Here is a 12,477-nt window from a genome sequence, read left to right as displayed (position 1 = left end):
GGAGACAAGCATGCTGACTTTGCATACCAAACTGACGGCTGACGACCATCGCGCCGCCGTTGCCCAACTCGTGCTGCCCTATGACCAGCGCGAAAAATGCCGGCTGCGCGCCGTGCTGTCGAATGGCGAGGATGTGGCCGTGTTCACCGTGCGCGGCACGGTGCTGCGCGACGGCGAACGCATGACAGGGCCGGATGGCCAGGTGGTGCAGATCGTCGCCGCGCGCGAGCCGACCTATCTGGTGCAGTGCGCGGATGCGCATACGCTGCTGCGCTGCGCTTTTCATTTGGGGAACCGCCACACGCAGGCGCAGGTGGGCGACGGCTTTTTGCGCATCCGCAAGGACGTGGTGCTCAAGGAGATGCTGGAAGGCTTGCAAGCGACCGTGACGGAAGAAAGCGCGCCGTTCGAACCCGAGGCGGGCGCATATGGCGGCGGCCATGGCCACCACGACGGCCATGGCCAGCACTTGCTGGCGCCCGTGCCGCTGCGGCAGAAGATCCACCGCCCCAGTGATACGCCGGGCGCGCCAGGCGCCGCATGATGCAGGCGTCGGCCCTACTGCATTTGCTGCAGTTCGCCAGCCCGGCCTTGCCCATCGGCGCCTACAGCTATTCGCAGGGGCTGGAGGCGGCGCTGGAATCGGGCCTGGTGGCGGATGCGGCCACGGCGCGCGAATGGATCGCCCAGCATCTGGCGCAGGTGGTGGCGCGCTGGGAGGCGCCCCTGTGCTGGCGCTTGATGCAGGCCTTCGAAGCGCAGGATCTGCACGCCGTGCAGCGCTGGAGCGAGCGTTTCATTGCTTCGCGCGACACGGCGGAATTTCGCGCCGAAACCATCCAGATGGGCTATTCGCTGACCAAATTGCTGGCCGAACTGGGCGTGGCCGACGGCGTGTTGATCGACATGCTGCAGGGCCAGCCGGAGGTGGCCCTGCCCACGGCGTATGCCTGCGCCGTGGCGGCGCTGGCCATCCCGCGCGAAGAGGCGCTGCTGGCCATGCTGTTCGCCTGGGCGGAAAACCAGGTGCTTGTCTGCGTGAAATCCGTGCCGCTGGGGCAGGTGGCGGGTCAGCGATTGCTGCTGTCGCTGCGGCAGGAGCTGGAAGCGGCGGCCCTGACGGCGCAAACGTTACTAGACGACGAGATGGGCAACTGGGCACCGGGCCTGTCGCTGCTGTCGATGCGGCACGAAGTGCAGTACAGCCGGCTGTACCGCTCCTGAACACTACCACGAGAGACTACAACATGACATCGATTACCTCAAACCCCCTGCGCGTAGGCATCGGCGGCCCCGTCGGCTCGGGCAAGACGGCCCTGTGCGAAATGCTGTGCAAGGGCATGCGCGAGCGCTACGACATGGCCGTCATCACGAACGACATCTATACCAAGGAAGACATGGAAATCCTGCTGCGCGCGGATGCCTTGCCGGCCGAGCGCCTGATGGGCGTGGAAACGGGCGGCTGTCCGCACACGGCCATCCGCGAAGATGCGTCCATCAACCTGGAAGCCATCGCGCGCATGCAAGCAGATTTTCCCAATCTTGATTTGATCCTGGTCGAATCGGGCGGCGATAACCTGGCCGCCACCTTCAGCCCGGAACTGTCGGACTTGACGATTTATGTGATCGACGTGGCTGGTGGCGAAAAGATCCCGCGCAAGGGCGGGCCCGGCATCACGCGTTCCGATTTGCTGATCATCAACAAGACGGACCTGGCGCCCTACGTGGGCGCCAACCTGGACATCATGGCGCAAGACGCCAAACGCATGCGCGGCGAGCGTCCCTTCGTGTTTACCAACCTGCGCAGCGGCGACGGCGTGCAGGTCGTTATCGATTTTATCCGCGAGCAAGGTTTGCTCGATCAACCAGGCAAGGAGCTGCAATGAGCGCAAGACTGATGAAGAAGACGGCCGCCGTGGCGGCGCTGTGCCTGCTGGCCTTGCCCGTCATGGCCCATCCCGGTCATGGCGAGAACGCCGGCTTCCTGGCCGGTTTCGCCCATCCGTTCACGGGCATCGACCATTTGCTGGCCATGCTGGGCGTGGGCATCTGGGGCGGCCAGCAGCGCGGCGGCCTGGCACAGCCCGCCACCTTTCTCGGCATGATGCTGCTGGGCGCGCTGGCCGGCATGGTCGGATTGACGGTGCCGGGGCTGGAAACGGGCATCGCCGCCACGGTGGCGCTGGTGGGGTTGGCCATCGCGCTGGCGCTGGCCTTGCCGAACTGGCTCGGCATGGGCCTGGTGGGCGTGTTTGCCTTGGCGCATGGCAATGCGCATGGCCAGGAATTGCCGGCCGCCTCGGCCGCGTGCGGCTTCATGCTGGCCTCGGCTGTCTTGCTGGGGGCCGGACGTTTCCTCGGCCAGGTATTGGCCGAGCGCATGCTGCGCGTGGCCGGCATGGCCTTGACGGCTGCCGGCGTGGTGCTGATGGGGCTTGCTTAATCGTTTAAGCGCCGGGGCGCTTGTCGGACAGCACGATGGGCGCCGCCTTTTCCGGATGTAAACCCTGGTGGCCCGCATACACGGCGGCAATGGCGGCCATGTCGGCATCCTTGTCGCCCGTCAAATATAAATGGTCGACCACGCCCAGCACCTTGTTCGGGTAGTCGATGTACACCAGCAACAAGGGCACCTTGGCGGCCACGGCCAGGTGATAAAAGCCGCTTTTCCAGTTCGGGCGGTAGCTGCGCGTCGCTTCCGGCGTGATCGCCAGCCAGTACCAGTCGGCGGCCAGCATGCGTTCGGCCTGGCGTTGAATCGTGCCGCTGGTGGTGCTGCGGTCGACGGGTTCGCCGCCCAGGTAGCGCAGCACCTTGCCCATCGGGCCGCGGAACAGGGAGTCCTTGGCCAGCCAGCGGAAAGGCAGCGACAGCGCCCATTTGCCGAACAGGCCCACCATGAAATCCCAGTTGGACGTGTGTGGGTAGACGACGGCGATGCCGCGCGGCCCCGGCAGGGGACGGAAGCGCATGCGCCAGCCAAACAGGTGCAGCACGCGCAGCGCGCAACGCTGGTGCCAGGTTGGCAAGTCGCCCGCTTGTACAAATAAATCGTCCATTGATACCCTTCAGTGACACTGTTCTTAATGGGATGGCGCTGGTGGCCATTTTCCTTGAAGCAAAATTCTGCGCAGGCATTCTATACGGGGCTGGCGATGGCGACAAGCAGCCGAGGCCGCTATTCATGCGGTGTCGGGGCCGTTGCTGCTGCTATTTTAACGATGCTTGACCTCCGTGTCGGGCACTAAATGCGCACAATGTGGTCAAAACTTCATGCAGTGTTGATCCACCCGACAGGGAGCCATGGCATGAAAAACAGCATCGACGAGGTGAATGGGGAGAATGTGCGAACGGACAAAGTGATGGCCGAGCTCGTTGAGCGGGGCGTTGCTTTCCATCACGCACTGGGGCGGACGGTGGCGACAGCGTATTTGCGCGAGCACGCGGTACCGGTCGAGGTGATACGCCGCGTCTTCAGCAGCGTGCAGGCGCGTCGCCCGGCCCGGCCGGCACGGCGCCGATGGCGCTGAAGGTGGGGAAGGTGGCGTACATAAGGCTTGGTAAAGCACGGCGGCGGGCGCTGTGATCGTCACGCAGTCAGTGCGTTGGCATCGTTGCGTCCGCCGCCAGGGGAAAGGAGCGGCGCAGTGCCGCTCAGGGGGCTTTCAGGGTGCCGTTCAGCTTGCCGTTCAGGCTTGCGCCGCCAGCGCCGGGTAGTCCGTGTAGCCGGCAGCGTCCGGCGCGTACAGCGTCTCCGGATTCAGCGGATTCAAGGGCGCGTCGCTGTGCAGGCGGATGGGCAGGTCGGGATTGGCGATGAACCACAGGCCAAAGGCGACGGCATCGGCTTCACCGTTGGCCAGCAAGGCTTCGGCCGCTGCCTTGTCCATTTTCTCGTTGGCAATGTACACGCCGCCGAATTCCTGCTTCAAGTACGGGCCCAGGCGGTCTTCGCCCAGCGCTTCGCGCGCGCAGATGAAGGCGATGCCGCGCTTGCCCAGTTCGCGCGCCACGTAGCCGAAGGTGGCGCGCGGGTCCGAATCGCCCATGTCGTGCGCGTCGCGGCGCGGCGCCAGGTGCATGCCGACCTTGTCCGCGCCCCAGACTTCGATGCAGGCATCCGTCACTTCCAGCATCAAACGGGCGCGGTTTTCAATCGAACCGCCGTAGTTGTCTGTGCGCAAGTTGGTGCTGTCTTGCAGGAACTGGTCGAGCAGATAACCATTGGCGCCATGGATTTCCACGCCATCGAAACCCGCTTTTTTCGCATTTTCGGCGCCCAGGCGGTAGGCTGCCACGATGCCGGGAATCTCTTCCGTATCGAGCGCGCGCGGCGTGACGAACTCCTGTTTCGGACGCACCAGGCTGACGTGGCCGGCCGGCTTGACGGCGCTGGGCGCCACGGGCAAGTCGCCATCGAGGAAGACGGGGGCGGAAATGCGGCCCACATGCCACAGCTGCAGCACGATCAGGCCGCCTGCGTCATGCACGGCCCGGGTGATGTGTTTCCAGCCTTCCACCTGTTCCTCGGACCAGATGCCCGGCGTGTCGGCGTAGCCCACGCCCTGCGGCGTGACGGCCGTCGCTTCCGAGATGATCATGCCGGCCGAGGCGCGCTGCGTGTAGTACTCGGCCATCAGGGCGTTCGGCACGCGGCCCGGATTGCCGGCGCGCGAACGGGTCAGCGGCGCCATGATGATGCGGTTTTTCAGTTGCAGACTGCCAATGGTGATGGGGTCGAATAAAGTTGCCATGATTGTTATTTCCTTGTTGGGGCCGCTCGGGCGGCGTTGAGACGGAGTTATCGAGATGAAAGCTGTGCTTACAAACCTTGCTGCATATGATCGAGAAAGGCCTGGATGGTGGCTTCGTTGCGGCTGAAGAAACTCCATTGGCCCACCTTGGTTGCGGAAATCAGGCCCGCCTTCTGCAGGCTGGCCAGGTGCGCCGAGACCGTCGATTGCGACAGGTTCAGGCGGCGGTCGATCAGGCCGGCGCACACGCCCAGGTGCAGCGGGTGGTCCTGCTCCTGGAAATACTGTTCCGGCTCCTTGAGCCATTGCAAAATCTGCCGGCGCACCGGATTGGCCAGCGCCTTGTGGATGGCGTCGATATCCATATTGTTTCTCCTGAGCATATAATTCGCTTTTCAGCGATGTATATATCGTATTTTCCAAATTCTAATATCGTCATCTTACGATATAAATGAAAAGCGTGCTGGCGGCGCGTGTTTTTGAACGGATTCAGGCGGGAAGGGGATTGCGCTGCAGCACGGCCGGGCCCGTCAACACGATGCGCACCAGGTCCACCTGGCGCTGGGCGCCGGCCTTGGCGGTGGCGCTCTTGATCTGCGTGCGCGCTGTGTGGATGGAAATGCGCTGGCGTTCGGCGTATTCCTGCAGGGAATAGCCATTGACGAGCGCTTCCGTCAGGCGCGCCTCGGCCACCGTCATGCCATAGAAATTGCGCAGGGTGGCGGCCAGGGAGGTGATCAGGTCGCTGCTGTCGCTGAGAAAGACGGCGATGGCGCTGGCCGCACCGAACGGACTGTGCCAGGAGGGCAGGGGCGTGACGCGCAGGCGCAGCTGTTCTCCCGTCAAGCCGCTCAGGTTGAGCACGCCGCCGGGACCGCCTGCCGCCGTCGTGCCCGTTTGCGCCGCCTCGTGCAGCATGCGCCGCAGCGCGCCGTTGTCCGCTTCGCGCGGGCAATACAGGGGCGCGCCTTCGCGCAACTGCAGCAGCCGCGTCGCAGCCGTCATGGCCAGCGCCCGCTCGTTGGCGTATAGCAATTGCGACGTGGCGTCGAGCAGCAGCACGCCAAACGGCAGCAATTCCAGCACCTGGGTGGAACTCCGGGACAGCACTTCCAGCCGGCGCAGCTTGCGCTGCAGGGCAAAGGCCGTTTGCAGGTGCGGCATCAGGCTGCGGATCAGCGCCAGCTCGCCCGCCTCATAGGCGCCCGCCCGTTCGCGGCGCACCACGGTGACGTTGGTGGAGCGCTCGGCGCGCAATTCGACGATGGCCGCCGCCGTATAAAAGATGTCTTGCGGGCGCAGCCAGTCCGCCCAGTATTCGGTTTTCTTCAGGCAATGGTCGGGAAACAGCATGGAGCCGGTGACGACGGCGCCTTCGTGGTGCAGGGTGGCGTCTTCCAGCCAGACATTGCGCGCGCCGTAATAGCTGGCAAAGCTGGCCATGGCGTCCGTTTCGAAGCCATAGGCGGCGGACAGGCCGCTGCCGGGCAGCTGGACGTCGACCGAGCGGTTGCTGAAATCATTGGCCCAGATCAAACCCGCGTGCGATTTCAGCTGGCGTGCAAAAGCGGCAAGGAAATCTTGCCATTGGATATGTTGTGTGGCCGCTTCATAGATCAGGGTAATCAGTGCCTGGCTGGCGACGGCGAGCGATGGCGTCATTGGCGATCCTCATGGCGGCAAGCGGTGGACAAGGCATGGCTCGTGCGGCCTTGGCAGCGGCCGCCCGGCTTCCCTAGTGCGATTCCAGCCAGCTTTTGCCGCCGGAGGTGCACGTGCTGAGGCTGGCGTACTGGCTCACATAGTTATAACCGCTGCCGCAGCCCCCTTCGCCGGATTTGACGGGGCCGTAGCAAGCGCCTTCATAGCTGAGCTTACCATTGACGGTGGTGCTTTTGACACAGAAATTGTAGTTGCTGGCCACGGTGTTGTTGGGCAAGGTGGCGCCGTTGTTTTGCCCGCAGCCGAGTTCCTTGCTCACGGAGCGCGCGTAGTCGACCATTTTCTGGTACGTGCCGCTGTAGTAGGCATCCGCCTTGGCCTTTTAGCCCTGCTTGCAGGCGGCGATCACGCTGTCGTAGCCGGAATCGGCCTGGGCGTAGTTGCCCGATACCTGGATGCCGCAGGCGCTGGCCTGCTTGCGTTCCGCGTCGCTGATCAGATTGTTGTACTGGCAGGTGGACGAGGTGCCGCCGCTGGCGCTGGTGGAGCCGCCGCTCGAGCCACTGTCGTCGCTGCCGCCGCCGCAGGCGGACAGCATGAGGCAGCCGAGCAAAGTGACGGCAAAGGTGGTTGAATGTGCTTGCATGATTTTCCCTGTGGACGGTGACTTGCCACCATGTGTCTGGTGGTATCTTTACTACAAGGAATTGTATCGGGCATGTTTTTTGGAAACATCACCCATTTGGGGTATGCGCCGGCGGCGCGGAGTGGGGTAGGGCGGCCGGGCTGGCCGCCCCGGCAGGGATCAGGCGAAGTGGAACAGCAGCAAGGCGATGACGGCAGGTACCGTTTGCAGGTAGAGGATGCGCGTCATGACGGTGGCCGCGCCCCATGCGCCGGCCACGGCGATGCACGCCAGGCCGAACACGGTAAACGCATGGGCAATGGCCGCGTCCGGGTGAAAAAAGCCCAGCGCCAGCGCCGCGACGAGAAAACCGTTGTAGCAACCCTGGTTCGACATGGCGGGACGCACGATCTCCGCCTTTTCCTTGCTCAAGCCAAACACCTTGCGTCCGCGCGCATCGAACAGCACGGTTTCCAGCAACACGATGTAGACGTGCAGCAGCAGGATGAGGGCGGTAAGAATCTGGGCCAGTAGCAGCATCATCGTTCCCGAGAGTGAGTGAGATAGCCATTATGCTGCCACCAGCATGTTTTCTGGCAATTTTTGATTAGGGCGGCCGCACTAGTAAAAGATGTGCTTGCGGCAAGCCTTTTCACCCAATGGTATACTTTTCCTTTTGCTCCTGTGGGGACGACCCCGCTCGATGACGGGGCTGCATGGCGGGGACGACCCTGCCGCATCAGGAGAGTACGATGGCGTGGATTATTTTGGTATTGGCTGGTTTGCTGGAAATCGGCTGGGCCATCGGCCTCAAATACAGTGCCGGCTTTACCCGCCTCGTGCCGTCCGTGCTGACGGCTATTTCCATGCTGGGCAGCGTGGTGATGCTGGGCCTGGCCTTGCGCACCTTGCCGCTGGGCACGGCGTATGCCATCTGGACGGGCATCGGCACCGTCGGCACGGCCATCTTCGGCATCATGGTGCTGGGCGAGCCGGCCAGCGCCGCGCGCATCGCCTGCATCGCCCTGATCGTGTCGGGCATTCTGGGCTTGAAATTGCTCAGCCCGCAATAAAGGACGCCAGCATGAGTCTCGCCATGACGTATTTCTACCTTGCCATCGCCATCATCGCCGAAGTGATCGCTACCAGCGCCTTGAAGGCGTCCGACGGCTTCAGCCGCTTGTGGCCCAGCGTCATCACCGTGGTTGGCTACAGCATCGCCTTCTGGTGCCTGTCCCTGACCTTGAAGGTCATTCCTACCGGCATCGTGTACGCGATCTGGTCGGGCGTGGGCATCGTGCTCATTTCCGCCGTCGGCTGGTTCTGGTTCAAGCAAAGCCTCGACACGCCGGCCTTGATCGGCCTGGGGCTGATCATTGCCGGCGTGCTCGTCATTAACTTGTTTTCCAAGTCCGTCGGCCATTAATCAAAAGCTGGCAGCCACCCGCGCCAGGTAATACCACTCGGCATTGGCTTGCGCATTGACGTCCGGGAACAGGATATAGGCGTCGAATTCGGCCGTCACGGGCGTGCCGTCCGCACGCACACCGATTTGATCGCCCTGTTTGACCTTGTCAAAGCTGGACCAGGTCTTGATGAAGCGGTCGCTTGCATGCAGCTTGTCATGCACGACGACCATGTTCAGCGCTTCCATGTCGGCGTCGGCGATGGCTTCCGGTTGCGGCGCATCAATGAAACCGAGGAAAGCCAGGGTGTTCATGATGGCGCGGTAGGCCACGTCCGGCGCGGCCGGGTCCGCGTGCTGGCCGCATTCCAGGGTGAGCGCATAGCCGCCCGTCGAGCGCATGTACTCGGTGGTGCCCACGCCATAGCGCAAGACCAGGCCCACCTGGTCGCTATTGCCCAGGCGGCGCTGCACGCCCTGGCCATACGCATGCAGCCAGCCGTCGACGAAGCGGCGCACGCCCAGGCGGCGCGCCAGCGCGCGTTCCTTGTCTTCGTGCTGGAACGGTTGCAGCGGACCGTCGTTGTTGCGCGGTCCCACCATGACGAAAGGTTGGCTGTCGGCATTGAACGAGTGCAAATCCAGCAGCACGTCGTGCTGGCCCAACAGCGGGCACAGCCAATTGGCGATGCGGTCTTCGAAATCTTGCGGATTGTCGTTCGGGAACAGGTTGCGGTTCAGGTTGCGGTCGCCGCTGCGCACGCCCTTGGCGTAAGCGAGCGGGTTGGTGATGGGCACGAAAGTGACGCTGCCGGCCACGATGGACAGGGCGCCGCTGTCGAGTTCAGCCATCACGCGGTGGATGCCCTTGGTGCCGCAGGTTTCATTGCCGTGCACGGCGCCGGTGACGATCAGGCGCGGGCCGCTGCCCTGGCCCGTGTAGTTGATGGACTTGAAGTGGAGTGCGCTGCTCATGCTGGACATATCCTATTGGTATCGGGGAAGGGAAAGCGGGGTCGGCATATTTTAGCGGGATTCGCGGCGGCACCCGTAAAAATGTCGCCAGGAATGTACCCATCGCCCACCCCGGCATGGCATGATCGGCGCCAATGTTGTTTTCCCTTGCCGATTCCATGTCCAGTACGTCCCATCCTTCCCGCCTGTACGGCCTCGACACCTTGCGCGCGCTGGCCATCGTGCTGGTCTTCATGAACCATTATTTGCTGTTCGTCAGCGAGGGCGGGGCGTTTGATTTCTGGGGAGAAATCGGCTGGACGGGCGTGGACCTGTTCTTTGCCCTCAGCGGCTACCTGATCGGCAACCAGATCTTTGCGGCCTTGCGCAGCGAGCAAGGCTTTTCCTTGCCGCGCTTCTATGCGCGCCGTTTCCTGCGCACCTTGCCCAGTTTCTATGCCGTGCTGGCCCTGTATTATTTGTGGCCCGCGTTCCGCGGCGACAGCGCGTTATTGCCCCTTTGGAAATTCCTGACGTTTACGCAAAACATCAATCTGACGCCGGGCACGGCGTTTTCCCATGCGTGGTCGCTGTGTGTGGAAGAGCAGTTCTACGTGCTGCTGCCGGCCGTGGCGCTGGCGATCGCGGCTTGCCGCAAGTCCCTGCTGTGGGCGTGGGTGGCCGTGGCCGCCAGCTTTATCGCCGGCATGCTGCTGCGAGCCTATCTGTGGAATGAATATGTGCACGTGCCGCGCGGCGGCCTCGGCTATTACAAGTACATTTATTACGCGTCGTGGTGCCGCTTCGACGAGCTGGTGGCGGGCGTGGCGCTGGCGCTGCTGAAGAACTACCATCCTGCCGCCTGGGCGCGCCTGACCGCCTACGGCAACCGCACCTTGCTGGCGGGAATCGCGGGCACGGCGCTGATGTTTTATGTGTTCCTCACCGATCACTATGGTTATTGGGTAACGGTGTTCGGCTATCCGGCCCTGGCCGCCAGTTTTACCTTATTGCTGATCGCCGCGCTGAGTCCTGCCAGTGCTTTGTATCAACTGCGCGTGCCGGGCGCGGCCAGCCTGGCATTGTGGTCGTATGCGATTTATCTGTTGCACAAACAACTGTGCATCCTGCTGCGCCCGCTCTTGCAGGATATGGGGTATGGCCCGGACGGCGCGCCGGCGATACTGGTCAGTATCGCCGTCAGTATCTTTACGGGCTGGCTCTTATATAGAGTGGTGGAAACGCCGTTCATGCGATTGCGGGCGCGTTATGTGCCGGCTAATCACCGCTGAGGTACGGCATTTCCCGCAGTGGGCTTTGCCAAGGCTGCATCATGCATGTTTAACGCCGGCCAAAGCCCGAGCCGGAGCCAACCCTCGTGCCAGCGCAGCAAAATATATCGTCGAATCTTTCAACGGATTTCATTTTTTCAAACAAGCTGGTCTTGAGTATTTCTCCCCTTTCCCTCTCTCTTTTGCTCATGTGAGATAGTGCCTCGTTGATTTGTGGCCAATCGCAAAAGGTGTCATGTGGCGCGCAAAAAGAGTGCCATGCATAGGCCTCGGCAATATCGTAGACCTTGGACTTTTTGTCTACGTAGTACAGGAGGACGTTCATCTCTGCCTTGGCAAATCCCCGTTCCGCAGCGCCGCGAAATAATTGCAGCAAGTCCGCATCGCGCGCGCCTCCGCGGAGCTGCAAGACGCTGGCAAGGTGGAACATGGATGGCGGGAAAAATTTCGCGGCGGATTTTGATAGGTAGAACACCGCAGTGTCGAGGTCACGGTCCTCGCAAGCGCCGAGGTAGGCCTTGATGCCCATCAAGTGCTGAGCCTGCGTATCGCCGCTGTCGGCGCGCGTCTTGACGAGTGTGTGTGATTCAGTGCTGCAATCTTGCGGCAATGCCTCTACGATACGCTGGCTCGCAGGTGCCTGCACATCTTCTGCGCCGGCTACGCCTGGACCAGCCATGGCGGCAATCAAGAGGGTAGATTGCAGCCACATGGCGATCTTGGTTGAACGTTTTTTCATTGTCTCTCCTGGCCTGATGGTCATTTCAAATGGCGTGCTGCCGGTGTTGTCGGCAGGCATCATTGTTCTTGGAATGTACAGGAACCTGCTACGACGAAATTGACGTGGCGCATTTGACAGGCAAGTTCGCAGGAGTAAATTACATATCGATCACATCGAGTCCTCGCGGCGTGCCCACCAGCAATTCCAGGATGGCATGCACGCGCAGGTTCGTCTCTTCATGTTCCGTGTTGACGATCAAGGCGCGCAGGCCGGGCACGGCTTCCATGATGTGCTCGCTGGCGTAGGCATTGATCAATAACAAGACCAGGTCCGTGGCGCCTGCGCCCGGTTGGCGCCGCAGCCGGTCGTGGATCACGTTCAGCAGCGCGCGCTGCATGCGCGGCGTGGGATTGGTGATGTAGGCGAAGACGCTCGGCGTGTTGGTGATGGCCGCGCACAGGCGCCGCTCCATCTCGTCGGGCTTCACGTCGGAAGCGATATCGAAATACGCGGCTTCCCAGCGCGTGCGCGCATACGGGTGGCCGGGCGGGAAGGAGTCGGCCGTTTCAAAACCGCAGATGCGGCTCAGGGTTTTCAGCCAGGCGAATAGGGTGGAGTTCATGCCGCGATTCTAGCGGCATTCCGCGTGCGCCGGGCCGTCTCTATATAAAGGGGGCTGACGCCCGGAGAAATGATTAAAGTTTCCTGTAAAACAGCCCTTGTCATTCTGGGAAAGCCTCTCTATAATGCTGGTCTTCGGGGCGGTTAGTTCAGCTGGTTAGAATACTTGGTCGACATCCAAGGGGTCGGGGATTCGAATTCCTCACCGCCCACCAGAATTTAGTAGTAGGCAGTTTTCAAGAGTTTTAAGCTGGCGCAAGCCGCAAGCGGTCATTTGAAATACAATGATCAAAAAAGTTTTACGGGCGGTTAGTTCAGCTGGTTAGAATACTTGGTCGACATCCAAGGGGTCGGGGATTCGAATTCCTCACCGCCCACCAGAATGCAGTTAGAGAGAAAGGTAAAGCCGGTTATGACACCGCGAACTACTACCAAGCTTTGGG

18 protein-coding genes and 2 tRNA genes are annotated in these 12,477 nt (G+C 62.0%); 10 read left to right on the top strand and 10 right to left on the bottom strand.

What is annotated here, in order from left to right; all coding sequences use genetic code 11:
• Positions 1-10 precede the first annotated feature (10 nt).
• The 4 genes from ureE to BZG29_RS18915 are packed head-to-tail and all read left to right on the top strand — an operon-like array spanning position 11 to position 2,443.
• Positions 11-544 carry an urease accessory protein UreE gene (gene ureE, locus BZG29_RS18930; RefSeq protein ID WP_077406255.1) on the top strand — a complete coding sequence of 178 codons (534 nt, stop codon included), beginning with the start codon at positions 11-13 and terminating at the stop codon, positions 542-544.
• On the top strand, positions 544-1,224 hold the full coding sequence (locus tag BZG29_RS18925; RefSeq protein ID WP_077409184.1) for an urease accessory UreF family protein: 681 nt from the start codon (positions 544-546) through the stop codon (positions 1,222-1,224). Before ureE ends, BZG29_RS18925 begins: the two co-directional genes overlap by 1 nt.
• Before the next feature lie 23 nt (positions 1,225-1,247).
• Complete coding sequence (gene ureG, locus BZG29_RS18920; protein ID WP_034783159.1) at positions 1,248-1,886, top strand: urease accessory protein UreG; 639 nt, start codon at positions 1,248-1,250, stop codon at positions 1,884-1,886.
• Complete coding sequence (locus tag BZG29_RS18915) at positions 1,883-2,443, top strand: HupE/UreJ family protein (protein ID WP_253192645.1); 561 nt, start codon at positions 1,883-1,885, stop codon at positions 2,441-2,443. Before ureG ends, BZG29_RS18915 begins: the two co-directional genes overlap by 4 nt.
• Before the next feature lie 4 nt (positions 2,444-2,447).
• Here the strand turns inward: BZG29_RS18915 and BZG29_RS18910 are convergent, their stop codons facing one another.
• The gene (locus tag BZG29_RS18910; RefSeq protein ID WP_077406249.1) at positions 2,448-3,059 is read right to left on the bottom strand and encodes a 1-acyl-sn-glycerol-3-phosphate acyltransferase; all 612 of its coding nucleotides are present in this window, start codon (positions 3,057-3,059) and stop codon (positions 2,448-2,450) included.
• Between the two features lie 249 nt (positions 3,060-3,308).
• Here BZG29_RS18910 and BZG29_RS18905 point away from each other — a divergent pair, with 249 nt between their 5' ends.
• Complete coding sequence (locus tag BZG29_RS18905) at positions 3,309-3,530, top strand: hypothetical protein (RefSeq protein ID WP_077406246.1); 222 nt, start codon at positions 3,309-3,311, stop codon at positions 3,528-3,530.
• A gap of 159 nt (positions 3,531-3,689) precedes the next feature.
• Here BZG29_RS18905 and BZG29_RS18900 read toward each other — a convergent pair whose 3' ends face one another.
• The 6 genes from BZG29_RS18900 to BZG29_RS18875 form a co-directional block, all read right to left on the bottom strand.
• A complete protein-coding gene (locus BZG29_RS18900) occupies positions 3,690-4,754 on the bottom strand; it encodes an alkene reductase (protein WP_077406243.1) in 1,065 nt (354 codons plus the stop codon).
• Positions 4,755-4,822: 68 nt separating this feature from the next.
• Positions 4,823-5,119, bottom strand: a complete 297-nt coding sequence (locus BZG29_RS18895; RefSeq protein ID WP_034751927.1) for a helix-turn-helix transcriptional regulator — start codon at positions 5,117-5,119, stop codon at positions 4,823-4,825.
• Between the two features lie 124 nt (positions 5,120-5,243).
• Complete coding sequence (locus BZG29_RS18890) at positions 5,244-6,416, bottom strand: helix-turn-helix transcriptional regulator (RefSeq protein ID WP_077406240.1); 1,173 nt, start codon at positions 6,414-6,416, stop codon at positions 5,244-5,246.
• Positions 6,417-6,489: 73 nt separating this feature from the next.
• Complete coding sequence (locus BZG29_RS18885; protein WP_150130999.1) at positions 6,490-6,735, bottom strand: hypothetical protein; 246 nt, start codon at positions 6,733-6,735, stop codon at positions 6,490-6,492.
• Between the two features lie 63 nt (positions 6,736-6,798).
• Positions 6,799-7,062: a hypothetical protein gene (locus tag BZG29_RS18880; protein ID WP_077406235.1), complete on the bottom strand. Its 264-nt coding sequence runs from the start codon at positions 7,060-7,062 to the stop codon at positions 6,799-6,801.
• Between the two features lie 159 nt (positions 7,063-7,221).
• The gene (locus BZG29_RS18875; RefSeq protein WP_150131136.1) at positions 7,222-7,581 is read right to left on the bottom strand and encodes a DUF1304 domain-containing protein; all 360 of its coding nucleotides are present in this window, start codon (positions 7,579-7,581) and stop codon (positions 7,222-7,224) included.
• A 212-nt stretch (positions 7,582-7,793) separates the two neighbouring features.
• Here BZG29_RS18875 and sugE point away from each other — a divergent pair, with 212 nt between their 5' ends.
• Both sugE and BZG29_RS18865 read left to right on the top strand, forming a co-directional pair.
• Positions 7,794-8,114: a quaternary ammonium compound efflux SMR transporter SugE gene (gene sugE, locus BZG29_RS18870; protein ID WP_034783172.1), complete on the top strand. Its 321-nt coding sequence runs from the start codon at positions 7,794-7,796 to the stop codon at positions 8,112-8,114.
• Between the two features lie 23 nt (positions 8,115-8,137).
• The gene (locus BZG29_RS18865) at positions 8,138-8,467 is read left to right on the top strand and encodes an SMR family transporter (protein WP_150131135.1); all 330 of its coding nucleotides are present in this window, start codon (positions 8,138-8,140) and stop codon (positions 8,465-8,467) included.
• On the opposite strand, the gene BZG29_RS18860 is transcribed toward BZG29_RS18865, so the two are convergent.
• A complete protein-coding gene (locus BZG29_RS18860; protein WP_253192644.1) occupies positions 8,468-9,421 on the bottom strand; it encodes a succinylglutamate desuccinylase/aspartoacylase family protein in 954 nt (317 codons plus the stop codon).
• 158 nt (positions 9,422-9,579) lie between these two features.
• On the opposite strand from BZG29_RS18860, the gene BZG29_RS18855 reads away from it, so the two are divergent.
• Positions 9,580-10,692: an acyltransferase gene (locus tag BZG29_RS18855; protein ID WP_077409183.1), complete on the top strand. Its 1,113-nt coding sequence runs from the start codon at positions 9,580-9,582 to the stop codon at positions 10,690-10,692.
• A 49-nt stretch (positions 10,693-10,741) separates the two neighbouring features.
• On the opposite strand, the gene BZG29_RS18850 is transcribed toward BZG29_RS18855, so the two are convergent.
• The gene (locus BZG29_RS18850) at positions 10,742-11,431 is read right to left on the bottom strand and encodes a tetratricopeptide repeat protein (protein ID WP_077406223.1); all 690 of its coding nucleotides are present in this window, start codon (positions 11,429-11,431) and stop codon (positions 10,742-10,744) included.
• Positions 11,432-11,570: 139 nt separating this feature from the next.
• Entirely contained in the window at positions 11,571-12,035 is a 465-nt protein-coding gene (locus tag BZG29_RS18845) for a hypothetical protein (protein WP_077406220.1), read from the bottom strand.
• Positions 12,036-12,172: 137 nt separating this feature from the next.
• Here BZG29_RS18845 and BZG29_RS18840 point away from each other — a divergent pair.
• Both BZG29_RS18840 and BZG29_RS18835 read left to right on the top strand, forming a co-directional pair.
• Positions 12,173-12,249: transfer RNA gene (locus BZG29_RS18840), tRNA-Val, on the top strand.
• An 88-nt stretch (positions 12,250-12,337) separates the two neighbouring features.
• Positions 12,338-12,414 (top strand) — tRNA-Val (locus BZG29_RS18835).
• Positions 12,415-12,477 lie beyond the last annotated feature (63 nt).

It is taken from the genome of Janthinobacterium sp. LM6 (genome assembly GCF_002002885.1).
Classification (GTDB): Bacteria; Pseudomonadota; Gammaproteobacteria; order Burkholderiales; family Burkholderiaceae_D; genus Janthinobacterium; species Janthinobacterium kumbetense.
Note: the sequence above shows the minus strand (reverse complement) of the source record. Positions and strands in the feature narration are given on the sequence as shown.